Origin of the sequence: Christensenella intestinihominis (assembly GCF_001678845.1) — a bacterium.
In the GTDB taxonomy this organism is placed as follows: domain Bacteria; phylum Bacillota; class Clostridia; order Christensenellales; family Christensenellaceae; genus Christensenella; species Christensenella intestinihominis.
Genome location: NZ_MAIQ01000004.1, coordinates 179,515 through 206,287, shown reverse-complemented (window position 1 = coordinate 206,287; position 26,773 = coordinate 179,515). Strand labels below are relative to the sequence as shown.

General features: G+C 45.1%; 24 protein-coding genes. 19 read left to right on the top strand and 5 right to left on the bottom strand.

Going from position 1 to position 26,773, the window contains the following annotated elements:
- Positions 1-16: 16 nt before the first annotated feature.
- The 17 genes from BBD38_RS07395 to BBD38_RS07315 all read left to right on the top strand — a co-directional run bounded on the left by BBD38_RS07395 (position 17) and on the right by BBD38_RS07315 (position 20,207).
- Positions 17-1,237, top strand: a complete 1,221-nt coding sequence (locus tag BBD38_RS07395; protein WP_066686314.1) for a glycosyltransferase family 4 protein — start codon at positions 17-19, stop codon at positions 1,235-1,237.
- A complete protein-coding gene (gene glf / locus BBD38_RS07390; protein ID WP_066686312.1) occupies positions 1,234-2,382 on the top strand; it encodes a UDP-galactopyranose mutase in 1,149 nt (382 codons plus the stop codon). Before BBD38_RS07395 ends, glf begins: the two co-directional genes overlap by 4 nt.
- Entirely contained in the window at positions 2,382-3,548 is a 1,167-nt protein-coding gene (locus BBD38_RS07385; protein WP_082989551.1) for a glycosyltransferase family 4 protein, read from the top strand. The genes glf and BBD38_RS07385 overlap by 1 nt, the downstream gene beginning before the upstream one ends.
- 15 nt (positions 3,549-3,563) lie before the next feature.
- Entirely contained in the window at positions 3,564-4,781 is a 1,218-nt protein-coding gene (locus BBD38_RS07380; RefSeq protein WP_066686310.1) for a lipopolysaccharide biosynthesis protein, read from the top strand.
- Positions 4,774-6,042, top strand: coding sequence for an O-antigen ligase family protein (locus BBD38_RS07375; RefSeq protein ID WP_066686308.1), 1,269 nt, complete (start codon positions 4,774-4,776; stop codon positions 6,040-6,042). Before BBD38_RS07380 ends, BBD38_RS07375 begins: the two co-directional genes overlap by 8 nt.
- On the top strand, positions 6,020-7,324 hold the full coding sequence (locus BBD38_RS07370; protein WP_066686306.1) for a nucleotide sugar dehydrogenase: 1,305 nt from the start codon (positions 6,020-6,022) through the stop codon (positions 7,322-7,324). Before BBD38_RS07375 ends, BBD38_RS07370 begins: the two co-directional genes overlap by 23 nt.
- 20 nt (positions 7,325-7,344) lie before the next feature.
- Complete coding sequence (locus BBD38_RS07365; RefSeq protein WP_066686305.1) at positions 7,345-8,241, top strand: DapH/DapD/GlmU-related protein; 897 nt, start codon at positions 7,345-7,347, stop codon at positions 8,239-8,241.
- The gene (locus BBD38_RS07360) at positions 8,238-9,317 is read left to right on the top strand and encodes a Gfo/Idh/MocA family protein (protein WP_066686304.1); all 1,080 of its coding nucleotides are present in this window, start codon (positions 8,238-8,240) and stop codon (positions 9,315-9,317) included. The genes BBD38_RS07365 and BBD38_RS07360 overlap by 4 nt, the downstream gene beginning before the upstream one ends.
- A gap of 39 nt (positions 9,318-9,356) precedes the next feature.
- Positions 9,357-10,457, top strand: a complete 1,101-nt coding sequence (locus BBD38_RS07355) for a DegT/DnrJ/EryC1/StrS family aminotransferase (protein ID WP_328585606.1) — start codon at positions 9,357-9,359, stop codon at positions 10,455-10,457.
- Positions 10,454-11,152, top strand: coding sequence for a tyrosine-protein phosphatase (locus tag BBD38_RS07350; protein ID WP_066686303.1), 699 nt, complete (start codon positions 10,454-10,456; stop codon positions 11,150-11,152). The genes BBD38_RS07355 and BBD38_RS07350 overlap by 4 nt, the downstream gene beginning before the upstream one ends.
- A gap of 22 nt (positions 11,153-11,174) precedes the next feature.
- A complete protein-coding gene (locus tag BBD38_RS07345; RefSeq protein WP_066686302.1) occupies positions 11,175-11,846 on the top strand; it encodes a YveK family protein in 672 nt (223 codons plus the stop codon).
- A gap of 30 nt (positions 11,847-11,876) precedes the next feature.
- Positions 11,877-12,770 carry a CpsD/CapB family tyrosine-protein kinase gene (locus tag BBD38_RS07340; protein WP_066686301.1) on the top strand — a complete coding sequence of 298 codons (894 nt, stop codon included), beginning with the start codon at positions 11,877-11,879 and terminating at the stop codon, positions 12,768-12,770.
- Positions 12,771-12,781: 11 nt separating this feature from the next.
- Entirely contained in the window at positions 12,782-14,071 is a 1,290-nt protein-coding gene (locus BBD38_RS07335) for a VanW family protein (protein ID WP_066686299.1), read from the top strand.
- A gap of 18 nt (positions 14,072-14,089) precedes the next feature.
- On the top strand, positions 14,090-14,896 hold the full coding sequence (gene srtB / locus BBD38_RS07330; protein WP_066686298.1) for a class B sortase: 807 nt from the start codon (positions 14,090-14,092) through the stop codon (positions 14,894-14,896).
- On the top strand, positions 14,889-16,073 hold the full coding sequence (locus tag BBD38_RS07325; protein ID WP_066686297.1) for an LCP family protein: 1,185 nt from the start codon (positions 14,889-14,891) through the stop codon (positions 16,071-16,073). Before srtB ends, BBD38_RS07325 begins: the two co-directional genes overlap by 8 nt.
- Positions 16,074-16,144: 71 nt before the next feature.
- Complete coding sequence (locus tag BBD38_RS07320; protein ID WP_066686295.1) at positions 16,145-16,711, top strand: hypothetical protein; 567 nt, start codon at positions 16,145-16,147, stop codon at positions 16,709-16,711.
- Between the two features lie 373 nt (positions 16,712-17,084).
- Positions 17,085-20,207, top strand: a complete 3,123-nt coding sequence (locus BBD38_RS07315; RefSeq protein ID WP_066686293.1) for a hypothetical protein — start codon at positions 17,085-17,087, stop codon at positions 20,205-20,207.
- A gap of 155 nt (positions 20,208-20,362) precedes the next feature.
- Here BBD38_RS07315 and BBD38_RS07310 read toward each other — a convergent pair whose 3' ends face one another.
- Positions 20,363-21,484, bottom strand: a complete 1,122-nt coding sequence (locus BBD38_RS07310; protein ID WP_172807789.1) for a clostripain-related cysteine peptidase — start codon at positions 21,482-21,484, stop codon at positions 20,363-20,365.
- Between the two features lie 268 nt (positions 21,485-21,752).
- On the opposite strand from BBD38_RS07310, the gene BBD38_RS07305 reads away from it, so the two are divergent.
- Entirely contained in the window at positions 21,753-22,868 is a 1,116-nt protein-coding gene (locus BBD38_RS07305; protein WP_172807788.1) for an acyltransferase family protein, read from the top strand.
- Here the strand turns inward: BBD38_RS07305 and BBD38_RS07300 are convergent.
- From BBD38_RS07300 to BBD38_RS14680, 3 genes are all read right to left on the bottom strand, one after another.
- The gene (locus BBD38_RS07300) at positions 22,854-24,509 is read right to left on the bottom strand and encodes a recombinase family protein (RefSeq protein ID WP_066686283.1); all 1,656 of its coding nucleotides are present in this window, start codon (positions 24,507-24,509) and stop codon (positions 22,854-22,856) included. The two genes, BBD38_RS07305 and BBD38_RS07300, sit on opposite strands and share 15 nt — an antisense overlap.
- Positions 24,506-24,862 carry a helix-turn-helix domain-containing protein gene (locus BBD38_RS07295; RefSeq protein WP_066686281.1) on the bottom strand — a complete coding sequence of 119 codons (357 nt, stop codon included), beginning with the start codon at positions 24,860-24,862 and terminating at the stop codon, positions 24,506-24,508. Before BBD38_RS07295 ends, BBD38_RS07300 begins: the two co-directional genes overlap by 4 nt.
- A 231-nt stretch (positions 24,863-25,093) precedes the next feature.
- Complete coding sequence (locus BBD38_RS14680; RefSeq protein ID WP_172807787.1) at positions 25,094-25,537, bottom strand: hypothetical protein; 444 nt, start codon at positions 25,535-25,537, stop codon at positions 25,094-25,096.
- A gap of 158 nt (positions 25,538-25,695) precedes the next feature.
- Here BBD38_RS14680 and BBD38_RS07285 point away from each other — a divergent pair, with 158 nt between their 5' ends.
- Positions 25,696-25,926 (top strand): helix-turn-helix domain-containing protein, encoded by a 231-nt coding sequence (locus tag BBD38_RS07285; protein ID WP_066686278.1) that lies wholly within the window; start codon positions 25,696-25,698, stop codon positions 25,924-25,926.
- A 64-nt stretch (positions 25,927-25,990) separates the two neighbouring features.
- Here the strand turns inward: BBD38_RS07285 and BBD38_RS07280 are convergent, their stop codons facing one another.
- Entirely contained in the window at positions 25,991-26,629 is a 639-nt protein-coding gene (locus BBD38_RS07280; RefSeq protein WP_066686276.1) for a helix-turn-helix domain-containing protein, read from the bottom strand.
- Between the last annotated feature and the right edge of the window lie 144 nt (positions 26,630-26,773).

The window sequence follows — 26,773 nt, the reverse complement described above, 5'->3', positions numbered from 1 at the left end:
GAAATGGTGAAGATAGATGAAAAGAGTAGCACTGATCGGTAATAGCACGGCCCTGCCGGGAGAAAAGGGATATACAAGGTTTTGCTATTTGGCTAATTTTTTGGCTACCCATGGATTTGATGTGGAAATGATCACTAGTACATTCCAGCATTGGGAGAAAAAGCAACGGGATATCAGCAAAGTTTCCGATATTGAATCGACCTACAAAATAACTTGTATATATGAACCCGGATATAAGAAAAATGTAGATATTCGGCGGATTAACAGCCATAAAGTGTTTTCAAAAAATCTTGCGGAATATCTCAAAACACAAAATTACGACCTTATTTATTGTGTCATTCCTCCAAACAATATGGGAAAAGAAGCAGCGTTATATGCCAAGGCGAAAAATATTCCATTTGTCATAGATGTTGAAGATTTGTGGCCCGAGGCAATGAAAATGGTGTTGGATATTCCGGTTATAAGTTCCCTGGCTTTTGCAGGAGTGGCCAAAGATGCAAGGGAGATTTACCTTAGCGCCGACGCGGTTGTGGGCTCGTCGGATGAATATAGGGATCGGCCCCTGAAAGATAATCCTGATATTAAAGAGCATATTACCGTCTACGTTGGGAATGAGATTGACAAATTTGATGAAGGAATCCATAAATACGAAGATATGATAGAAAAAGCCCAGGATGATTTCTGGGTTACCTATGCGGGAAATTTAGGGACCAGCTACGACATAAAAACTCTTATTTTGGCGTCGGCCCAACTGAAGCGCCGGGGATATTCAAATATTAGAATTATGATTTTAGGCGGAGGTCCATTAGAAGAAGAATTTAAACAAACGGCTCGGGATTGTGATTGCAACGTAAGTTTCGAGGGATATATAGAATATCCTAAAATGGCGGCCTATCTTTCAAAATCCGATATTTTAGTGAATTCGTTTGTGAAAAAAGCGCCCCAGAGTATTGTTACTAAAATTGGAGATTATTTAGCAGCGGGAAAGCCAATGATCAATACTTGTATGAGCCCTGAATTTAGGGGGAAAGTTGACAATGACGGATTTGGCATAAATGTTGAACCGGAAGACCCGGCTGTATTAGCCGATGCGATTGAATATTTATATAAAAATCCGAATTTATGTATCGATATGGGGGCAAAAGCAAGAAATATTGCCAAGACACAGTTTGACCGAAAAGAATCAAACAAAAGAATTGTAGAGTTGCTGGAAAGACTGCTGGAGAAAGACGTATGAAAACGGCGATTGTTGTAGGAGCGGGGTTAGCCGGTATTACTGCTGCGCAAAAACTGTCTGATGATGGATATCAGGTCGAATTGTTGGAGGAACGGCCCCATATTGGGGGAAACGTATATGATTTTAAAAGTGATGCAGGAATATTAAATCAAAAATACGGAGCGCATATTTTCCATACAAAATCCAGGACGGTAATGGAATATTTGAAAAAATATTCGGATTTTTTTGAGTATCGCCATAAGGTATTGGGCGAAATTGATGGGAAATTGGTACCGATTCCCTTTAATCTGCAGTCGCTATCACTTCTTTTCCCAGAAAAAGAAGCAGCCATAATACGCGAATTATTGCTACAGTCGTATGGATATGGAGCCAAGATACCAATTAGCGATTTAAGAAAGAATATCAATTGTGAAATACAAAAGTTAGCTGACTTCATATATGAAAAAGTATTTTTGCATTATACCGAAAAACAATGGCAAATGAAGCTGGAAGAATTAGACCCTGATGTGGGAGCAAGGGTGCCTGTAGTGATATCCGATGAAACAGGATACTTTGATGACGAATACCAGTGCATGCCAATACAGGGTTTTACGGAAATGTGCAACAGGATGCTGCAATCACCGCTGATACATACAACACTTGCCTGCGATGCATTGGATTTGATATCGATGGACGCTTCCGGAAATATGTATTTCAAAGGGGAAAAATGTGAATGCCCCGTGATTTATACCGGCTGTTTGGATAGATTGTTTCGCTATCAATTGGGGACATTACCATACCGCTCGCTTGACTTCGAGTATGTGGAACTCCCGAAAGGTGAATATCAGTCCATCGGCGTAATTAATTATCCGAATGAACATCGATATACGCGCATTATTGAATTTAAGCATTTTACGGGGAAATACGATAATCAAAGCACGGACATTGCTTACGAATATCCCTGCAATTTTGATGATGGTAAAATTCCTTATTATCCTGTGCCACAAAAGAAAAATCGGGATTTATATGATAAATATGCGAAAAGAGCACAAGCGTATCCAAATCTTATCCTGCTGGGAAGACTGGCAGAGTATAAATATTATAATATGGACCAGGTTATTTCTTCCGCTCTCAAGACAATTTCGCAGCTTTTGGGGAGGAGATAATGAAAATGAAAGTATGCTATTTGTGTTTAAACGCCAATCCTTTTTTCCCAAGTTGGAGCTATCAAGAAAATTGCTTGCCGGAGCAAAATGTTAAAGATGGGCATGAAGCGGTTGTAATTGCCTGTAAACGAATAGAAAAAGAGTTTAAAAAATTTGCCGAGACAGAGAAATATATGAATGACGATATAGCTTTATTGGAAAATGGAGTCAAGCTGTATCGTGTAAAAGATAAGTATAAACTTCCGAGTGTTATCAACCGCAGAATTGGTTCGCATAGAGGGGTTTATGAAATAATTTGCCGCGAAAAACCCGACGTTATATTTGTTCATGACCCACAAGGAAAAGATACCGACTCAGCAGTACGCTATAAAAAGAAAAATCCGGATGTGCGCCTATATGTAGAAAGCCATGCAGATTATAATAATAGCGCGCATTTTTTATTAACTGAAAAAATTTTGAATCGAGGAATTTACAAGCGGCGTATTCGGAAAAATTTGCCTTATTTCGATCGCTTTTTCTATGTCTCCCGGGAAAGCGGCGAATTTACCAAGGACTTATATGGGGTTCCGGAACAGTTGATGGAATTTTACCCGCTGGGCGGCTATATCGTTGAATCGGATGAAAGGGAAAATATCCGGACAAAGTTCCGTGAAAAATACAAATTAAACGAAGACAATATTGTCATGGTTCATTCGGGAAAAATGGATGGAAAGAAACGTACGCTCGATATATTAGAAGCTTTCGAGAAGGTGCAGGATTCAAGATTTCGACTATTCATCATTGGTTCCTTTACTGAAGATGTGGAAAAAAAGGTAATGCCAATTATTAACAACGATTCAAGAATACTCTATTTGGGGTGGAAAAGCAGCGACGAACTGCACGAATATTTATGTGCTGCGGATATTTACCTGCAGCCGGGAAGCCAATCTGCAACAATGCAAAATGCCTTGTGCTGTGGCTGCCCCGTTATGCTGTTCCCTTATAAAAGTCATGAAGTATATGTAAAAAATAACGGCTTTTTTGTAGAAAACGCACAAGATATACAGGACGCTTTTGAAGAGATTGCGGATAAGCCGGAATGCCTGAAAGCAATGAGCGAAGCTTCCTATGTAATAGCGCGTGATTTGTTGGATTATAGAAAATTAGCAGCTCGCCTGTATGAATAAGGATATTGGTTAAAAGTGAAGCAGAGAAAGAAAAAAATAGTAGCGGATTTTGGCATTAATATCATTGCCTCTGGAATTTTGACTATTATGCTGCAAATAGTCATTTATCCTCTTCTTGCCAGCCGGTACTCAGACCTTGAATATGGTACGATTCTGACGATCATGGGAATCATGAATATTATTATTGTAACATTAGGAAATAGTTTAAATAATGTTCGATTGATCCAGAATAAAGAATATTTGGACAAAAATGTCACCGGGGATTTTAATCTGTTGGTGATCTTTGCCCTTATTAGCGCATCCATTGCAGCCATTATTGCAGCAGCCTTTTTTAATAGCTCTATTGACGGGGCAACTTTTAGCGCGCTGATTATTTATGTGCTATTTGGTACGCTGCGCGCGTATTATGTTGTAGCCTACCGGTTGATACTGAATTTTAAAAAATTGTTAATAAGCAACGTCATTATGTGTGGCGGTTATTTGCTGGGGATTTTTATTACGATTCAAACCGGAGTATGGCCGCTGTCTTTCGCGCTGGGGGAAATTGCCGCGAGTATTTACATTCTGACCACGACTTCATTAGTAAAGGAACCGTGCAAGAAGACAGAGCTATTTAAAACTTCCTTTAACAAGTTCATGATTTTGATTGGGACCACGCTCATTGCCAACCTTATCCAGTACCTGGACCGGTTACTGATTTATCCTGTATTAGGAGCAGATTCGGTTTCAGCCTATACGGTGGCGTCTTTTTTCGGGAAGAGCCTTGGGGTCGTTATGGTTCCCATTGCAGGCGTTTTATTGGGATATTATGCTCAGAAAGATTTTAAGATGTCTAAGAAGCGCTTCTGGAAGATAAATATTACAGTATTAATATTATCGGGTGCATTTTATGTATTTGCATTCTGGATTTCCCCGTGGTTTACAGGGCTATTATATCCAACACTGATGGAACAGGCAGGGCCCTATATTGCCTTGGCAAATTTAGCCGCCATTATCAGTGTAACCGGAAATATCACGCAGCCTGCAGTATTGCAGTATGCACAGACTTATTGGCAAATAGTAATCCAGGTTATATATGGGCTTATTTATGTAGGCGGAGGGTTGCTGGCCCTGCTTAACTATGGGTTGACGGGATTCTGCTACGCGGCAATTAGCGCAAGCCTTATAAGATTAATATTATTGTACATTATAGGGCATCGGGGAATACGCAAGATGGAGTTGGCAAATGTATAATGAAACAGTCCTTCGATCGGGGGCCTCTGAAACGATTCGAAGTGAGAGAAAAATATTTTATCCGATATTTGCTTTTTTTATTAATATAGAGATTGTTATAGAAATAATCAGGTTATTAGAAAAACAATTTTTTTCTGCAGAAACGCTGGTGTTTTATACAAGAGTCAGAATGGTATTGTATATCTGTCTGGCCGCTTATATCATTTTCTATATATTAAGAAATGAAATCAAGCTTGATATTATTTTTATCACTTTGGCATTTGTAATCCTTATAGGAATTAGTTTAATAGTCGAGCCAAAAGTTAAGTTGGTATTGCAAGACTATATATTAAATCTATTTTCGCGGATATTGCCGGCCTATTTTTTTGCAAGATATGTTACGGATTATTCGGAATTATTGCGGTGCCTGAAACCGTATATTTATATTTCATTAATATACGTTTGTATTGCTGCGTGGGTTGGGCTAGAGCCGTTGGAATACATGGGGTTTTCCTACAATATTTTGATACCCACATGTGTTGCGCTGTCTTATGCGTTACTAAAAAAAGAATATATAAATTGGCTATGGGCAATTATTTTGATGATCAGTATTCTTTTGATGGGAGCCCGCGCGGCCTTTTTGTGCAGTGTAATCTATATAGCGGCCATCCTGGTGATGAAGTTCAAGGAAATGGGCCTTTTCAAGACGATCGTGGTACTTGCAGTCATCGCATTCGGCGTGTTTATCCTTCTGTATTATATGGATAGAATCTTATATGCATTATATAGCGCAATGCCCAGTTCGCGAACTCTAAAGCTGCTATACTATGATGATTTGCTTGATCTGAGCGGAAGAAACGTATACTATGACAAAGCATTTTTTGCGATTGCAGAAGACCCTTTGAAGTTCCGGGGATTGCTGGGCGACAGATTTTTAATGACAACATCCACTGATCCAAATGTAATATTTGGAAGTTACGCACATAATATGGAATTAGAATTCACAATACAATTCGGAGTTATTCCGGCAATTGTGGTGTTTTTTGTATTGTTTTATTGCCTTATATTGTCGGTGAAAAAAGCCACGATTTTACAGAGCAAGGATTTTAATATCATTTATTGCATGTTTTGGGTGACGACCTTAGTCAGGCTTCAGATTTCAGGAAGCTATCTGACGACAAGTAATTTATGGATCGCAATAGGGTTAATGGTCTCGGTTCTGCATCTCCAGAAAAACAAGAACAGGAAATGGATAAGACATGAAGCAAAAGTTATTAAATAAAATTGCAAACAAGGAAATCAAGGTAGGTGTAATCGGCCTTGGGTATGTTGGCCTTCCGCTTGCTGTCGAAAAGGCAAAAGCAGGATTTAAAACAATTGGATTTGATATACAGCCGCAGAAGGTGGAGATGGTCAATCAGGGACGGAATTATATTGGAGATGTTGTCGAAGGCGATTTAAAATCCTTGGTGCAATCTGAAATCCTTTTGGCAACAACTGATTTTTCTTTCATCAAAAATGTAGATTTTGTTGCGATTTGTGTACCGACGCCCCTTGACGAGCACCAGCAGCCGGATATCAGTTATGTGGAAGCATCCGCAAAGGAGATTGCCAAATATTTGACAGAAGAAACCATTGTAGTGCTGGAATCAACAACCTATCCGGGAACAACGGAAGAGCTGTTAAAGCCGATTCTGGAAGAAGGATCGGGCCTGGTGTGCGGACAAGATTTTTATCTTGGCTTCTCGCCCGAGCGGGTTGACCCCGGTAACCTGATCTACAAAACGAAAAATACGCCCAAAGTGGTTGGGGGCATTGGGCAGGATGCGACAGAAGTGATTGCCGCTATGTACCGGGCCGTTCTTGACGGCGAGGTAAAAGAGGTATCCTGCCCGGCTGTGGCCGAAATGGAAAAAATATTAGAGAATACGTATCGAAATGTCAATATCGGTCTAATCAACGAGTTAACGATGCTTTGTGACCGTATGGGAATTAATATTTGGGAAGTAATCGATGCGGCCAAGACCAAACCGTATGGGTTCCAGGCGTTCTATCCGGGACCGGGATTGGGAGGGCACTGTATCCCGCTTGACCCATATTATCTTTCGTGGAAGGCGCGGGAATATGGCTTCCACACTTCCATGATTGAAAGTTCGATGATGATTAACGACAGGATGCCGGAATATTGCGTGATGCGGGCATCCAAAATTTTGAACCGTCACAAAAAAGCTATGGGCGGCGCACAAATCCTTGTGCTTGGGGTTGCGTATAAACAGGATATCGACGACTGCCGGGAAAGCCCGGCATTGCGTGTCATTGACGTATTGCAACGTGAAGGAGCCATAGTAAGCTATTACGATCCATGGGTTCCCAAAATTAAGACAGGAATGGAAAGCATACCTGAATTAACAAAAGATGTATTGGGAAAAATGGATTTGGTTTTAATTACAACTGCGCATACAAATGTGGATTATGAACTGGTGCAGAAATATGCAAAAGCAATTTTCGATACCAAGAATGTAATGAAGGATATCAAGGCAAGAGACAACATTGAAGTACTATAGTTGTTTAGGCGGAGGGGAATATGATTTCGGCCCATGATTATGATAAAAACTATCATTTTGAGATAAACGGCGCTTCCTATATTGCAAAGCCGGTCAGCAATACGGTTCTGTTCGTCGGCAAAAAATTAGGGACGCTGCTCGGTAATCTGGATACGGTTCAAAATTGCTTGGTTTTTGTGGAAACAGGAACGGTATTTCCACAGGAATTGAAAAAAGAACATTGCCTGATAGAAACAGACGATCCGGCGAGGGCCTATGGTGAGGTTGCGCGGCAGTTGCATGAAAAAAGAAGCCTTGCAGATCGAACGCGGAAATACAGACTGACGGAGGAAGGCTATACAATTGGTGAAAATGTGAGCCTTGGGAAAAACATACTGATTGAACCGGGGGTGGTTATTGGCCACGATGTTTCCATCGGGGATAATTCGGTTATTCTGAGCGGCGCTAAAATAAAAAATTCCATAATCGGGAAGAATTGTGTTGTAAAAGAGAACGCAATCGTTGGTTCCTGGAGTTTTTCTATGTATAAGGATCAAAATGGAAATTATATGCGCACCTATAGCTTGGGAAGGGCGATCTTAAAAGATTATGTAGAAGTAGGAGCAATTACGACTGTGTGCAGGGGTATGGGAGGAGATACCGTGCTGGGTGAACATACCAAAACAGACGATCATGTGCACATCGGGCACGACGTCCAGTGCGGAAAAAATGTTACGCTTGTCGCTGGGACAATCCTTGGTGGATTTTGCATTTTGGAGGACAATGTTTATATTGGACTCAATGCGACATTAAGAAATCGCATTACAATCGGTGAGAATACCCTTATTGGTATGGGAAGTGTCGTGACAAAGAGCATTCCAGCCAACCAGGTTGTGATGGGAAACCCGGCAAAAAGGAAAGAGGAGGCCGGTAAATGAAATATGCGTTAATCGGCTGCGGCAGAATTGCAGTCAATCATATAAAAGCAGTTCAAAATAACAAATTGGAACTTGTAGCGGTATGCGATATTGTCCCCGAGCATATGGAAGAGTTGCTGAAGCATTCCGCAATGGCGGAAGATAAGGGAATTCATCGGTATACGGATTATAAGGAAATGCTTGCGAAAGAACAACCCGAATTGGCAGCGATCGCGACAGAAAGCGGAAAACATGCTGAAATTGCGTTAGAATACATCAATCATGGAGTTCACACAATTATTGAAAAACCGATTGCGATGAGCATAGCGGATGCAGAAAAAATCATTCAACGGGCACAAGAAAAAAATGTCAAGGTAGCAGCCTGCCATCAAAACCGGTTTAACCTGGCGGTGCAGGAAACAAGGAAGGCGCTTGAAGCAGGACGCTTTGGAAAATTATCGCATGGTTCGATCCATGTGCGCTGGAACAGGAACAAAGGTTATTATGACCAGGCAAAGTGGCGCGGCACATGGAAGCAGGACGGCGGCGCGCTGATGAACCAGTGCATCCATGGAATTGATTTGCTGCGTTGGATGATGGGAAATGAAATAGAAGAGGTATATGGACAGACGCGGCAGCGGTTCCACCGCTATCTGGAAGCCGAAGATGTCGGGCTTGCGGTAGTTAAATTTAAAAACGGAGCAATTGCAACCATCGAGGGAACAACCAATGTTTATCCGCAGAATCTCGAAGAGACCTTATATCTATTTGGTGAAAAAGGAACGGTAAAAATTGGAGGAAAATCCACCAACAACATTGACGTGTGGGAATTTGCCGATGGAGAAAAAGAAGACGACCGGAATAAACAGCTGCAGGAAGTAACGAGCAACGTATATGGCAATGGGCATACAAGTCTTTATGCCGATATGATTGATGCCATTGAAAAAGACCGAAGGCCTTATGTTGATGCTGTTGCCGGTAAAAATGCTCTTGAACTTGTACTTGCGATCTATAAGAGCCAGAAAGAGGGGAAGCCTATCAAATTACCCTTAGATCATTTTTCGACAATGGATATGGCCAAAGAATTTGGTAAATAAATGATGGAATTTCGAGATTTAAAAGCACAATACCAAAAATTGAAACCCAAAATCGACGCGGCGGTTGCCGGCGTGCTCGAAAGCAGCCGCTATATCATGGGAACGCCTGTTGCGGAACTGGAACAGCAGCTGGCGGATTATGCGGGCGTTAAATACTGCATTTCCTGCGGAAACGGGACGGATGCCCTGCAATTGGCGCTGATGGCCTGGGATATCGGCCCCGGCGATCTGGTTTTTGTTTCGGATTTCAGCTTTTTCGCGTCGGCGGAGGTCATTGCGCTTGTGGGAGCAACGCCTGTTTTCGTGGACGTGGATGCGGACACTTTTAATATGGATGCAGCTGCGCTGGAACGTGCGGTAAAGCAGGCAAAAAGAGAAGGCAAGGGAAAGCCAAAGGCCGTAATTTCCGTAGACCTTTTCGGACAGCCCGCGGATTATGCGGCCATTCGTCCGCTTTGTGAAAAATATGGTCTTAAGCTGCTGGAAGATGCAGCACAGGGATTTGGCGGGCGTATTGGCAGTCAAAAGGCCGGCAGTTTTGGCGATATTGCCGCCACGTCGTTTTTCCCTTCCAAGCCCCTTGGCTGTTACGGAGATGGCGGTGCGGTATTTACTGATCATGACGAATGTGTAGAAATCGTAAAATCGTTACGTGTTCACGGGAAAAGCCCGTCGGATAAGTACGACAATATAAGGATTGGAATAAATTCACGATTGGACAGCCTGCAAGCGGCGATTTTGCAAGTGAAGCTTCAAGCGTTCCGGGATTACGAACTGGAGCAGGTCAACTCTGTGGCAGATACTTATTCTGCCCTGCTGAAAGATGCGGTCAAAATCCCCAAGATCAAATCCGGCTTTTATTCCAGTTGGGCCCAATATACGATTATGCTGGAGTCGCAGATACAGCGGGACAGCCTGCAGCGGTATTTAAAGGAACAGGGAATTCCTGCCATGATTTTTTATCCGAAACCGCTGCATAAGCAGAAGGCCTTTGAAAACCTGCCCCAGGCGAGATGCCCTGTTACGGAAGAATTATGCGGCAGGGTTTTATCGCTTCCCATGCATCCATACCTGCGGGAAGACACTGTGGAACAAATTGCGAAGATAATAATACAATATATAGGAAAAATGAAAAAATGATTACAGACCTCCACTCCCACATCATCCCTTATATCGACGATGGCGCGGACGACATCGAAACCAGCATCGAAATGGCCGGAATTGCCGTTTCCGAAGGAATCGAACGTATTGTCTGCACACCGCATGCGATTTCGGGATATGATGAATTGATACCGGAAGCGAACCGGCAAAGGGAAGAATTGCAGCGGCAGCTTGATCACCGCGGCATATCCCTCCGGCTTTACCAGGGCTTTGAAGTGTATGTAAACGAAGCCTTTTTAGATTACGAACATCCGGAGCGCCTGGCGCTGAACGGCGGAAGGCATATCCTCATTGAAACGGGATTTGAACGGGTTCCAAGATGCATGGAAGAGGTGCTCTACCTGCTGCGCATCACGGGACTGCAGCCCATTCTGGCCCATCCGGAGCGGTATCTTTACCTGAAAAAAGATTTTGAAATGTGCGATACGTGGAAAAACAGCGGTATGCTGTTCCAGGTCAATGCGGGCAGCCTTACGGGCCTTTACGGAAAAACAGCGCAGAAAACAGCGCGCAAACTCTTTAAAAAGGGGTATGTGGATTTTATCGGAACGGACGCGCATTCGGCGGGCAGGCGGGCACCGCTCATGAAAGACAGCCTTACGGAATGCCGGAAACGGTATGGGCAGGATTTGATGGATCAATTATTGGAGAATAATAAAAGTTTAACGGAATAGAAAAACAGAGGAGAATTTGCAAATGGAATTTACAATTCGCGATGTCGGGAAAATGCTCAAAAAGAGTTGGATCATTGTGGTGGCGCTCACAATACTGGCGGGGATAGCGGGATATTTTGTCTCCGAATATGTGATCGACAAAAAATATGAGGCAACCGCGATGATGATCGTGAGCTCCACGAATACGGGCAGCGAAACGGGAAGCCAGATGACAATCAACGATTACAACCTGAACACCAAGCTGGTTAATTCATACAGCGTGCTGTGCAAGTCGGAAAAAGTGCTGTCACAGGTGGAAGACAAGCTCAACATTGACACCGGGAAGAAGGACCTTTCCCAAATGATCGCAGTCAGCGCGAAATCTGATACGGATATCATTAATATTTCCGTGACGGATACCTCGCCGCAGTTTGCGCAGGAGGTTGCCAACACGCTTGTGGACGTATTCCAGCAGGAAGTAACGAACATCATGAAGATGGATAACGTACAGGTGATCGACTATGCGACCGTCCCGAACGCGCCCTCAAGCCCGAATGTGATGCTGAATACGGCGGTCGCGGCCCTGGTTGGGCTGATTATAGGGCTCATTATCGCGGTGCTGCGATATATCCTCGACGACACGGTCAAGGACGTGGACAGCATTACGGAAATTATGGATGTGCCGGTCATCGGGAATATCCCCAAGTTTAACTGACCGCCCGGATTTGCATAAGGAGAAAAAATTATGGATATCGATTACAAAAAGCAGGCGCTTGAAGCGTTTAACACAATACAGACCAACATTGGTTTCCTGGGAATCGACCGCGATATCAGGACGATCATGGTAACCAGCTCCATCAAAGGCGAAGGAAAATCCACAGTGACAAGCAATATTGCCAATTCCTATGCGTTTTCCCAAAAGAGGATATTGCTGGTGGATTGCGATATGAGGAATCCAACGGTGCACCGGGTTCTGGAATTGCCTAACCGCAAGGGCCTCGCGGATTTAATCATGGCCGGGCGGGAAGGCCTTGTTGCGGAAGATTATATTATCCACTATGCGCCGTATTTTGACGTTTTAACGGCGGGACACCGGCCGCCTAATCCGACGGAGCTGCTTGGCTCCAAGCGAATGAAAGCCCTGATCAATGCGTTCTCGGAGCAATACGATTATGTCATACTGGATACCCCGCCGGTGCTCCTGGTGCCGGATGCGATCGCTCTGCATCCGTATGTGGATGGAATCCTTTTGGTCGTGCGGCACGGATATACGACCAAAGAAGTGCTGGAGGATTGCAAGAAAGCGTGGGAGGTAGCGGGCACCAAGCCGTCAGCCTGCATCCTGAATGCAATCCCGGATATGCAGAAGCGGTATTCCTATTATGGGTATTACGATTACGAGGAAACGCGGCCTGCGAAAGGAAGAAACAAGAAGAGCCGCAGGCATACCGTGATTAAGCAGGAAGAGCGGCAGGAAAAGGATATGTATATGTCCGCGGCCAAAGAGACGAGAGAAGCGGGCAGCCGCAAAAGCGCCCACAATCCACCGCCTGCGGAGAAGGAATTTGCACGGAAATCGGATATCGCGGGACAGGAGTTCCAGCGGCCGGTTGACAGGACAAAAAGGAAATTACATTAACGGGGAGCGCTATGACAGAACAAGAAAACAGAACGCCGGAACTGCTCGTTTTGCAGGAAAGGGAAAGAGGATTCCGGGGAGGAGGGCCTTCCCGGAAATGGATATGGATCGTAATTGGAGCGATTGCCGTGGCGGCAGCTCTTTTTATTATACTGAAAATATTTCCGGGGATGCAATCGGCGGACCCGAACACCTTTGCCAAGGGAGTTACCGTGCTTGACTGCGACCTCTCCGGCCTCAGGTATGCGGAAGGGGAAGCGGCGGTGCAAAACGCGGCGGACCGCAGGATAAGCGGGCAAACCGTGACCTATGAAATTGCGGGGAAACAATATACGATTACCGGGAACGATGCGGGGATGACCATCGATTACAGCCAGGCGCTGGCGGATGCGTTTGCGTATGGGAAAAACGGGGACGCCCAACCGGGCGGCCCGTTCGATTGCCCGGTTTCAACAGATGCGGCCCTGATTCGGGAGGAAGTCTCGAAAAACATCCCGGACACCGAAGCAAACGACATCGGGAACGCGTTGGAAAAAACCGTGGATGAAGAGAACCAAACGACGGGATATGAACTTAAAAAGCAGTCGGAAGCCCCGGTTATCGATACGGATAAGCTGGTGGAAGGAATCGCCGCGGAAATGGCGGTTTTCGGAAGCGGACCGGTTATTGCGGAGGAAGCGGACGACGGCGGACAGGATGCGGCGCTGAAAACGCGGGGCAGTTATGAGACGGCAATAGAGCATCCGGAGTTGGACAGCGCCTATAATATCTGGAAAGCAAGCGATCTTTTAAATACGACGGAAATTGGCCCGGGAGAAACATGGTCGATGAAAGAAGCGCTTGGGGCGCTTGAGGAAGCGGACGGTTGGCGACAGGCCAATGAGCTGATTGACGGACAGATTGTGAAGACGCCGGGGGGCGGCCTCAACCATCTGGCATCCACGATTTATGCGGCGGCCCTCGCGTCCGAACTGGAAATTGAAGACCACGCGTCAAGGCCGTGGCCCGCGGATTATATCGACGCTGGGCTGGATGCGGATATTTTTTCGGACGGAGCGGACCTGGCTTTTAAAAACACATCCGACAGCCCGGTTTACCTCGTGATCGAATGCAATGCGGAAGGGAAAACACTGACCGTATCATTTCTGGGGCAGCCCTTTGAAGACGGGCTGAAACGGCAGGTAGTAAGCGAGACGGTAACGGAAAGTAACGATTTGGGCGGGGTAACCGCCGAAGTCTCGCTGGAAAAAGGAAGCAGCTCGGAAAAGCTGTTTGAAGTGGAATATCAACCGGCAGCATAAAGGTAAAGGGATTTTTATATGGAGAAAGATACGAAGAGACGTTCGGGAAAAAGGAAAACACTGATTGTGGTTTTGGTGGTCGCGCTGGTTGTGCTGGCCGCGGCGGTCGTGGGAATCCTTGTCCTCTCAAACTGGGAACAGCGGGATAAGGAACTCAATGAACAAATGCAGCAAATTGCGCAAAAGACAGCGGAGCCAACGCCTTCCGGAGAACCGGAAGCGACGGCGTCGGTTTCCAAGGCCCCCGATATTCCAATTGATTTCGCGGCGCTTAAAACCCAGAACCAGGACATTTACGCATGGATCACAATTCCGGGGACGGATATCGATTATCCGGTTGTGCAAAATCCGCTGGATGATTCGTTCTACCTCACACATAACCTGGCAGGACAGGAGTCGGTGGAGGGATCGATTTATACGGAGCAGTTTAACAGCAAGGATTTTACAGACCCCAACACCGTGATCTATGGGCACAATATGAAAAACGGTTCGATGTTTGCGGGGCTGCACCAATATGAGGACAAAGCGTTTTTTGACGAAAACAGGGAAATCATTATTTATACCCCGGAGGAAAAACTGACCTACAGGATTTTCGCGGCTTATCCGTCGGGAAACGAACATATTATGCAGTCGTACGATTTTAACGACGCCAATGTTTTTGCGCGGTATCTTGCCGGAATTTTCAATACGCGGGATATGAAAGCAAACATTGACGGCAATATGGCGGTAACAGAGGATAACAAAATATTGACGCTTTCCACCTGCGTCAAAGGGCAGGATGAAAAGCGTTATTTGGTACAGGCGGTGCTAGAGGAAGATGAGTAAACAGGATGTTTTGGTGCGGAAAAGTCCGCACAACGATAAACGGTATAACAAACGGTACAACAAGAACAAGGATTATCACCATAAGCACAGGAAAAGCAAAAAGAAACGCATTATTTTAATTTGCGTGCTGTGCCTGGTGGGCGTGCTGGCCGTACTGATCGGCTATGCCGCTTCCATCCTGATTAATTCGGATAAATACGATTCGCGGACAATGTTTAATCCGAAAGAAAATAATATAGTGGCAGGCGCCGCGGGAGACAGAGCGGACGCAAATGCGGGCGGGCCGGATATCGGCGAAAACGCGGTGCTGTACAACGGCGAAGTATATCAATACAACCAGGATATGGTCAACGTGGTTTTCATGGGGATAGACTATGAAAAGCACGAGGGAGCCGAAGGGGAAACGCTCGGCGGCGGACAGGCGGATACCATCCTGCTCATCGCGATTAATACGAACAACAACAAAATGACATTGTTCAACATCCCGCGCGACACCATGACAGAAATAAAGCTATACGATTTGAACCGGAATTATGCGGGAAATACAGTAGCGCAAATCGCTCTTTCCCATGCATATGGGGACGGCGCGGAGCTCAGCAACCAGCTTACGGTGGATGCCGTGAGCAACCTGTTTTACGGGCTTCCCATTTACCGGTATATCACGCTTGACGTGGCGGGAATTCCTGCCGCGACAGATGCGGTGGGAGGCGTCACGGTAACCCCTCCGGAGACTGTGGAAGTCGCCGGGAAAACGGTAGAAAAAGGAACGCCGGTTACGCTTGACGGAAAGCAGGCGCAGTCCTATGTGAAGCAGAGGGATGAATCGGAGCTGACGTCCAACCTGTCGCGTATGGACCGGCAGGTAAGCTACCTGAAGGGTTTCTTCAACGCGGTAAAGGAAAACACCAAAAATAACGTACTCTTCCCGGTCAGCCTGTATCAGGAAATCGGGAGTTATGCGTCCACGGATATGAGCCTGAGTGAAATTGCCTATGTGGCACGGGCGGCTCTTGATTCCGGGCTTGCGGACGAAAATATTATGACAGTGCCGGGGGAAATGCAGCAGGGGGAAGTATACGCGGAATATATCGCGGATGACGAAGAATTATATCAAATGATTCTGGATACTTTCTACCTGAAACAGCCCTCCGCCGCGACTGCAGGAACGGCGGAATAATTATATTGCTTGATTACGTCCGGTTTTCCGGGCGCTAATTAAAATATTTGGGAAAGGAGGTAAATTATCCGATGGTAAAGAGAAAGATGTTGGTTGTGGCAGTGATCGTTGTGCTGTGCCTGGCAATCGGAAGCGTTGCTTTTGCGGCTCCCAGCCCGACGGGCGGAAGTGTAGTTGCGAAAGATGCAAACGGCAATCCTGTCCAGGTTACGGTATCGGCAGTCAGCAATGCAGACGAACTGAAGGCCCAGATCGATTCGGCCAAAGCGCCGGGCACAGTTGCCTGGTTGCAGGATGTAACGGCTGAAAATTATGACGGAGGTCCGATTACCCTGACACTCGCTGTCAACGGCGTAAAAGCGGGAGACGAAGTAACCGTAATCCATTATGTTAATGGTGCATGGGAATACGTGAAACCCGATTCCGTCAGTGACGGCCAAGTTGTTGTCACGTTGTCCTCCCTGTCGCCGGTTGGCGTTGTTGTAAAACAGGCTGACGGCGCTGGTGCGGCAACGACGGGCTCTACGTCCCCGAAGACGGGCGGCGCTGATTTGGCGATGATCCTTACGCTGATCGCGATCGTTGCTGCGGGAACGGTCTTCGTTACTGGCAGACAGTTGAAGAAGTCCGAAAGATAATGTTCCCCGGGAATATTATCTAAGCATGAAAATGCAAAAAAAGACCTATCCTTTTGGATAGGTCTTTTTTTATCCCTGCAAAGCCTGGGGATATAATTTTATCCGCCTGAATAGCAAATATTAATCAGGGGAGGAGTCGATTTCGAAACGCAAAAACAAAAATAAAGCAGACATTTTTACATAGAAAATATACCAAACATGTTTTTGATGGTATAATTTCAATAGTAAAGTATCACAAAGGGGCGGCTTTCTGTTACGCACACCGTGTGTAAGCAGGATGTATCACACGGAGCCTTCGTGGAAATGGCATATACGTTGCCATTTAAGGAACCGCTGCAAAATATGCTGTCATTTATTTTGATAGGGGGATTATATGAAAAAAGTAACGGCACTGATCGTTTTTTGTTGCATGGCGTTGACGGTGTTTTTAGGATGTGCGCAAGATTCGATTTCCAATGAGAATTCTGTTTCTCTTAATGTATTGAAATATCCGTCGTACTCGGACGCGGGAAAATATTCGATTGAACTGACTTCGGATGCGCTGACCTTTAAAGGGGATAAATTGGCGGACGCCGCAACGGTCAGTGCCATTCGTTTAAAAGATGATCGAAAAGAGGATGTAAGCGGGGAAGATGCGTTTTCTTTGGATAACGATGACTTTGAAACCGTCGGGCTTCCCTGTACAGCCAGCCTTAAGGAGAATAATGTCTTGCAGCTGGATTTTGAAGATGAAAGCTATTCCCGTGCGGTTAATTATGAAGTAAAAATTGCCGCGGACGCAACGGCCGAGCGGCAGGTCTCCTATGCAACCGTGCCTTTCCTGGAAAAGGAAACATATGACATCGACTGTGATATAAGCGAAATCAATGCCAACAGCACGTCTTTCCGCGCAGCATTGACATTTTCCGGCACAAAGCTCAAGGAAGGGATCGGCGCAGGGGATTTACAGCTTGAAGACGGATTTTCAGGGATGCGTATTACCAACGTCGAGCGAAAAGACGATACCCACTTGGATGTGTATGCAGAGGGAAGCGTTGTGCAGCAGGAAAGCGGCGCGCGCTATGCCGCGGGAGATATCCGGGTTCTTTCCACCGCAACCGAAAGGCCGTCAGAGGAACAGGCCGTGGCAATCGATATTATTTATCCCTCGATCAATATGACGAACGAGGCAATGCATTATGAAAACGGGATATTCGAGGTCTATCTTTCCCTTTACGGAATGGATTTCGCAGACCGGCTTTCCACGGATTTGTTTGCGATCACAACCCCGAATGGCGAATATACGGTAACCGGCGTTGAAAAGACTTACGCCACGGAGGCCAAGCTGCAAATTGCCATGGAAGCCTCGGGGATAGACGACGCGATCGCAAAGCTTGAGGACGGTTCCATGACAGTCCGGGCGGAAGCCTTTAAAGAAGGCTGTGAGATGAGCTGTTCGACCGATATACCTTCGGGCTGGATAGACGGCTATATTACAGACGTAGCGACATCCGGCGGAAATACCCTTGTCACAGCGGAGTTGGTTAATTATTATTCATATTTCGATAATGCCGCTGCTGATAATATCGAATTCCAGGACGGGTTTGAAGACGCGAAGGATGTAACCTTCACCCAAACGGACAGCGGAGCAACACTTGCGTTTACCTTGCCTTCCGTGATCGATGTTGAAAGCGAACCTTTAAGCGGAACAATCTTATTTGGCGAAAATACTGTCAAAAACATGTGGGGAACAAACGCTTCCAGTAATACCGTAGCCCTATCCTATCAGCTTACAGACAATGGAAAAGGCGTCGCCGATACGGTAAAAGACCTCTGGGGCAAATATGGTGACACGCTCAAAGACCTTGGAAGCAAAGCGGGAACCGCCGCCAATGTAGCGAAAAGCGTGCTGGAATATTTCGGCGTTATCGAATCGACCGACGCCAAGCTTGACAAAATATACGATGAGATGAAGGCGGAATTTGCGAACGTCAATGGAAAGCTCAGTGAAATTCAAAGCGGAATCGGCACGCTGAACCAAAAAGTCGATTCACTCTATGGATCCGCATATACGCAGGCCCGCAAGACCGAAATCGGAAACGCGAAGAAAAGTTGGCAGGCGTTCTATAAAGATTTGAAATACCTGGATATTATGGCGACTGCTTTTCAAAATACCTATCTCAGTAATTGCACAAAGTATATTCTCCACGAGGAGGTTACGGTCTATAAGGATAAGCAGGGAAATATCTGCGTTCCATCGCCTTCCAACACAAAATATAGCACAAAGGGCAGTGTGATTGCCGAGGAAAATACCTATCCGCTGCCGGAGGATTTTGTAGGAAAAATTGTTGCCGCAAATAAGGTTGCCGAAGGCGATTTTGAGGAGCTCGGCACAGCGCTTGCCGCGATGTATGGCGAACAGATTTCCGGCGAAATAACGGACAGCCTGATGTTTCAGGCAATGAACGAGGCGGCAGCCTCAAATGCCTTTTCAGAATTTGGCACAAAGTATGAAGACGTTTGCTCTAGAATCAGCATCGCGCCCAGCGATTTCTTTACAGACTCGCCCATCAACGATTTGGACCTCGTCATCGAATTCAATTACAATTGGGATTCCTCTACCTATGCGGAAAAGGATCGAATGCGCCTGTATGTGGCGGATATCATCACAAAGGCAACACCATGTGTGCTCGGCGCGATTTCCTGTACGCAAAACGGCACGATGAAATCCGACACGGCAGCATCCGACGCGGCGCTTGCCGCGTACAGTGACGCGATGGAAGCACTCTCAAATAACGGCAGGCATAATGTCAGCGACGGGTATGCCTACAGCACCGTTGTCAGGAAAGCCGTTACGCTGAAAAGATTGAGCGGTGTACCGGATACAGTGCCTATCCATTACAGCAACCATGCGCTCCAAACTGCCGACATGGGGAAAAAAGAGAACGCCTTTTCAGAGGAAGAGATAATCGCTATACTGAAAGACGACACCATCTTTACCGATTCCCAAGAGCTGAACGGCGCAATGGGCTGTAAGTTTGAAATAGACAGTAATACGGACGCTTCGGGACCGGGCTTGAGCCGGGTGAGCGGCGTCATGGGTGATTTCAGGAGCCGTTCATACCTTAAAAACGATACAATGAGCCTTATTCCAGAATTGTTTAACGACAAAGCCGTGGTCAATGCAATCGATATGCATATTATGACGGAAAATGCAAAGCTCCGGAATATGACCCTGGAGGATGAAATGATCGAAATAGGCATCGGGAACGACAGCAGGAGCGGGACTTCTTATCCCTTTAGCGCAGATATCTGTTTGGGCAATGCAAATTTTGTGACCTATGAGGAAGGCGGTCAAAAGAAATGGGGAATTGAAGCCGATTACTTTGCGGAGAATAAAGACGGCTATACCGTAAAGAAGAAGAAACAGGCGTTTATCAACATAAATCAGGGAACTTTTTCCGCCGTTTCGAATTATTCCCAGATGCCCGTACTCGTCTATTTCCAAGCTGCATAAGGAGAGATTGACAGGCCTTGGGCAGGTATAAAAATGTAACAGATAAAAGTCCCGGTTCCCAAAATATGACCGGGGCTTTTATTTGTTTTCAAAGAAATGGATGCGGCGCGACATGAAGAGCCAATATCTTAAGTACGGGAGAAGAAATATACTGTTCAGCTTTGCAAAAGCTCATAGTATGCCTTTGATGGAGAAAGTGATCGGTACCATTTAAAAAATGCGCCGTCGTATTCTTTTGCAAAGCATATTGAAAGGCCGCTTAACTTTTTATCATTGTTCATATTAAGAACAACAGCGTTTTGCAACAATTTCATTATTTGGCCTGTGTGCGTTTCGCTGGGAACAGCTGACAGAAAATCAGCAAAATCTATCATACGTATGGAACGCTTGTCGTACTGCGCGTCGGCTTGCGCCAGCGCATCAAAAAAGGCCGCCTGTTTATCCACGTCAAGTGTCGCGATTGCGGTATCAAGTTCTTTACAAAGGTTGGGAATCCGGGATAAATCTATCATGCTGACGGCGGCCGCTTTGCCGTTTTCCGTGGCCTTTTGAATATAATCGCTGCACAACAGCCGGCAGAACTCCTCCGGTGTTTCGGATGCGGCAAGCACATCTCCTATCCGGCTGTAATTCCAGCCTGTTTCCGGTTCTTCCAACTGTGAGGCGATCATATAATCGGCAAAGTCGCAGACCGCATTTGCAGCCTCGACTGTCGCCATGCTGCAGGAGTCAAAGCCGACAATATCCAGCTTTCGTCCCAAATCAAGCTCGCCCAGCGCGGCGTTAATTTCGGCGAGGTCCAGCCAGTCGTCCGAAAACTGTTCATCCGCGCAAATCCCGTAAGCACCGCCGTGTCCCCAGAAAATAAGCGCGGTTTTTTCAGCGGGATAATTTTTGGTGCAATATTCAAGGAAATCACGAAAGGTGCCTTTACTGCCCATATTTTTCAGCTTGCCTTCTTCAATTAGCTTGAGATTTCCATGCGAAACCTCCCATCTTTGGGATTTTTCCGAATCAATGCCGTCTGTATGCCATCTGTTTGCACCGCCTGTCTGTATGACAATGTGTACATTTTCATCAAACCGGCAGGATATCAGTTCCTGGAGGTTATTGCTGGCGCGCCGGTTAAACGTTTCCAGATCACCGCCGCAGAGATACAGGTAAACAGCCCATTGCACGCCTTCTGCTTTTTCGTTCGCAGAATTCGACCGGTTGGCCTCCTTATCCGCAGCGCTGCTTATTTGCGGCGTGGGCGAAAGCGGCGCGGGAGCGTTCACTGTGCATCCGGATGTTATAAAAAGCAGAAATATTATTGCAAAAATGGCTATGGTCATGTTCCTTTTCATGGCTCAATTATAGCATGGATGCAATAAGCATGCTTTAAAAAAATGCAGATGCAAATTCCCCGCGAATTATATGCCGTTTTCGCACCTTGTATGCCATCCGTATTGACTGTGCGGCATATAAGCTGTTACAATAAAATACATACCAAAGAAGATATCATTAATTCATCGTTTTTCCATAAATAATATGGAGGATTTTGCGGTGCAAAGTACAAAAAGGGCGACCTCGATTGAACTGATCCGGTTTATCGCGGCCTTCGTTGTCATGCTGTATCATTTCTTCACGATCTATGTCGACGGTAACGGCATGGTGCCGTTCGCCTATATTTTTGTGGAATTTTTCTTCCTGCTCTCCGGCTTTTTTATGATGAAGCACATTGCCGAGCGCACCGATTCAATGAATCCGGCAGCATATGTGTTCCATAAGGCAGTCTCGTTTTATCCCGTATTTATCATCGCGTTTGCACTGCAATTCGTCCTTTTCGTATTTATGAACCATATTGGTTCCCCTTCCGAAGCGGTGGGAAGCCTGTTCCATTTCAAGTGGGAGGCGCTTTTGCTGCAAACGGCGGGCTTTATTCCCAATCCGCAGTTTAATTCGGATTATCTCCTAGGCCAGGCATGGTATTTGTCAGCCATGCTGCTGTCGCTGCTAATTGCGTATCCTCTCGCGAAGTATCTGAAAAAATGGTATTTGGCGCTCGTTTGCCCATTGGTCATTATATTTGTTTATTCCTATATTATGCAAACGTTTGGCACCATGAATGTTGGGAATGAATACATGGGCGTCGTCATGTCCGCTGTTCTGCGGGGATTGGCCGGAACCTGTGCCGGAAGTTTATGCTATGTCGGCTATGCCCGCCTGAAAGAACATCCGCTCCAGCGGAAAAAAACAGCGGCGCTGGTAGAAATCGTTTGTTATGCAGGCCTGGTGGGTTTGTTTTTCATTCCGGACGCCGCGGACGATGCCGACAGCCTGTTCTTCATTCTCGTGTTTGCCCTTTTGATCGTTTTCGGGTTTACAAACCAAACCCCTGTTTCCAAATTTCTGAACGCGCACGGCAGGAAGCTCCTTACCTACCTCGGTTCGCTCAGCCTGTACCTGTATTTACTGCATTGGCCGGTCATGAGCGCCCTGCAGCTATGGGCGCCGGATATGGAACCGGCAGCGGCGTTTGCCTTGTTCTTCGGTGCCACCGCCATATTGTCGGCGCTTTTGAAATGGCTCAATGACAAACGGAAAAATGCGTTTCCCGTAATAATTATTGTATGTGCATTGTTTGTCTTCGCCTTTTTTGTCCCGTTAATTTCGGGATAAAAGACGCCGTTCGGATAGGACCGATAAAATCAATGCGGGCCAAATACCAAAAGGGGCCCCGGCAAAGCCCAACAAAGCGAAGCGGAGTGGGTTTGTTGTAAAAACGTGTAAAAATCGTGTATGAGAAAAAGAACACCCGCTATTTAAGCGGGTGTTTTGGGTATTTGGTGGAGCACATCCAATCAAATCCGAACCGCTATTTTGTTCGAGGATTGCTTGTATTTCTGCAAGCGTAACGGTTTGCGTCCCGTCCTTGAAATTGTAAGTGAATACGACCTTATCGTCATACAGGTAAACAGAATTTACGAAACTATCAATCAACCGCTGACGAAAAGCCGGGCTATTGATATCGCCGCTCTTAAAACGGCTCATCCAAAAGACAATCTTTTCTTTGTCGAGCAACGGCTTTTCTAATTCTGCCTGCAAGATACTTAGGTTCAATTCTTCCCGTGTTGCTTCCAGTTCTTCAAGTCGTTCTTTCGTGGAGCTTGTTAAAACTCCTTGCTGTATTGCATTCAGCATATTATCAATGCCTTTTTGCGTGGCCTCTAATTGTTGGCGGAAGGAGGGCAGTAATAAATTCTCCCGACTTTGCAAGTCCACAATATCGTTTGAAATTCTGTCAATGGTACGATCAGCCAAAGCGTGCTTCATGGTGAATAGAACGACAAAATCCTCAATCCATTCTTTTTTAACGGATTTTTTATCACACACTTTGCGCCGTTTGACATTCGAGCACTTGTAATAGTAATGAGTATTGCCATTCCTGCTTGTACCACTTTCGCCAACCATATACGCCCCGCATTTCCCGCAAAACAGTTTCGTTGTAAGCAGATAATTTACTTTAGCTTTTTCCCGCGCGGGCGCTTTCTTGTTCTTTTCCGTACGTTCCTGCACACGGGCAAACAATTCCGGGGATACGATAGCGGGAATACCTCCCTCAATTTTCACCTCGCCATGCGAATATACACCTTTGTATCGTTCGTTTCGCAGCATCCAGCTTAAGGCATTTTCCTTAAAGGGAATTCCCTTGTTGTTTTTCAAGCCTCTGTCGTTCAAATCTTTGCATATTTCCCGGACGGTTTCGCCCTCCGCATAGCGAACAAATACCTCGCGTATGATCGGCGCTTTTTCTTCGTCGATCTCAAACTGCTGTTGTTCGTTGGCCTTATAACCGATACACATTCCGCCGCCGTTATATTTGCATTTCAAAGCATTTTCTTTTAAGCCTCGCAATATCTTTTCAGAAAGTTCGGCAGAGTAATATTCTGCGTATCCCTCCAGCATTGATTCTAATATGATTCCTTCCGGCCCCTCGGAAATGTTTTCTTTGGCGGAAACAACTTTAGCTCCATTTTTACGAAGTATCATTTTGTAGTGCGCGGAATCATAACGGTCGCGGGCAAAACGATCTAATTTCCAAACGAGAACAACATCAAAAAGGCCCTTTGCGCTGTCCTTTATCATGCGCTGGAATTCCGGGCGGTTATCTGTCCGGGCGGATAATGCCCGATCAATATACGAGCCTAGAATCGTGATGCCTTTATGCGTAGCAAATTCCATACATTCCCGAATTTGGCCTTCAATAGATTCTTCGCGTTGGTTATCCGAGGAATAGCGGGCATAGATTACACCATTCATTTCTTTACCTCACTAAGCATTTCAATAAGCGTTTGTTTTAATCGCTCGTTCATTGGGGATGCAGGGTCAAAGCACATTTCCACGAACTGTTTCATTTCCACACTGTTTTCGGAGATTTTAGGCTGATATTGAAATAGTTTTCCCTGTGGTTTGTCAGTACGTCCAAAAATGTAATCAAGCGACACGTCAAAATAATCGGCATATTTTAAAAGCGTTTCAAGGGTTGGTGAAGATAGCCCCAATTCATAGCGGTTGATACTCGATTGTTTCATTCCTAAAATCGCCGCCATTCTGACTTGTGATAGCTTTACACTCTCCCTTAAATTTCTTAACCGTTCTCCCACTATTTGCATATAAAAGCCCTCCAATAGGTTAATCTAATTATACCAACAATAAGCATAATATTCAACCAATATATAGCATATAATTTGACGAATAATAGTAATTAAATAACCGCAAATATGCTGGTGAAAATAATGAAATGTTAATACATAATGGGCTAAAAAGGATTCCAAAGGGTTTCCCTTTGGCACACGACTTTGCGAAGCAAAGTGTAGTGTGTTATACCTCCACCATAAGAGCAATCAGTAAATGAGGTTGCTTTCGATATGAAACTCCATATCGCCCGTATGAAGGAGGATCACATCACGGTGCTTGTCTCGCGCAAAATTTACTGCCTGCATTGTACTGCTGACTAAATTGGTCGGATTACACACTGCAAGCAAAATTTGACTAGAGCTTATCATGTCTCTGTTTCTCGCGTTTTCATAATCGGAATCCTGTAAATCATTATATTGAGATAAGAGGCAGCAAAGTTGTATACCTCTATGTTTTTTTCGTAAATCTAAAATGCCTTGGGAAGCCAGCATATCAAATCTGTTACTCCCGCCGATCATAAATTTCTTATAATCACATTGATATAGCATATTAAAAATGGCCTCTAACTGCTGTTTGAGATGAATACTTCCTATTTCGTTTCCCAGTAAAGGCGATATGTTTTCGTGATCACCAATGACCGCACAAGTCAAACACATTTTATAAAATTCCCCCTTTTGTCACATCAGGTATGTGTAACTAATCTGACAAGACTTATTAGAACTTATAAACTCATATATGCTGTCATAAACTTGAAATATCAAACAAGATAAACCAAATCTGATAAATCAATTTTGATAGGAGTGTTACGATGAGGGAAGAATACGGGACGATCCGCATAAAATTAGATGAACTAATTGAAAATGCAGGACTCAGCAAAAATAAACTTAGCCATAGAGCGGAGATGCAGCGCTCACAAATCAATCATTATTGCAATAATGAGATTACGAGATTGGACATTGACGTGCTGGCAAGAATTTGTACGGTGTTGGAATGTAGCATTGGTGATCTTTTGGAATTCATACCACCTAAAAAGGGATAATCCAAAATTATAAAAATAGAGCGCATGGGTTTATCTTCCATGCGCCTTATTGTTATTGAGAAAACTATTTTCTGTTCTTGAGGCCGATTGATTTTTCATACTGTTCTTCCGGCAAACTCCGTATGATTCCATTCAATTTTTCCAATGCGCGATATAAATGGAATTCCGACATTTCATCCGCTCCGATTACTGCTTTACCAAAAGCGGTAAATTTTGCGTTTTCGTCGCGTTCGGCTCCCGTTACATCATCCATACCGATGTTCTCTTCCTGCTTCATGTAATTGTGGTATTCAAAAATGCTTTTTTGTATCAATTCCAGTGCACGAACAAAATCGTAATTTTCAAGCATGAGCGAAACGACTTTTGATAAGGCAATGTAGTTATCCTCTGTCTGCATATTTGATAAGTGTTCCAGTGTTGTTATTGCCTGATCCGACAGGCCGAGTTTAGATTCCAGCGCGATATTATCTTTGACCTTGCTATCTGTCTCGCCCAAAAGATATTCATACGGTACGTTAAAATACTCTGCAACCTTCTTGAAATTATACATATCGGGAATCGTCTTTCCGTCTTTCCATTGTGCTACTGCCTGACGTGATACGCCGACAAAATCGGCAACCTCCTGCTGGCTCCTGTGCGTCTCGTCGAGCAATGATCTTAACCTTTTCGGAAACGGCATATTGTAAGTATTTCTTTCCTCCATGTGGATTTTCTCCTCCCGTGTTATCTATGGTTGCACTTTGCTTGAAGCAGTATATTTAACTTGCCATAGCAAGCGGAAATAACTATAATTAAATTATAGCAATTATAATTGCACGCGTCAAGAAAAAGCAAATAAACTACACAA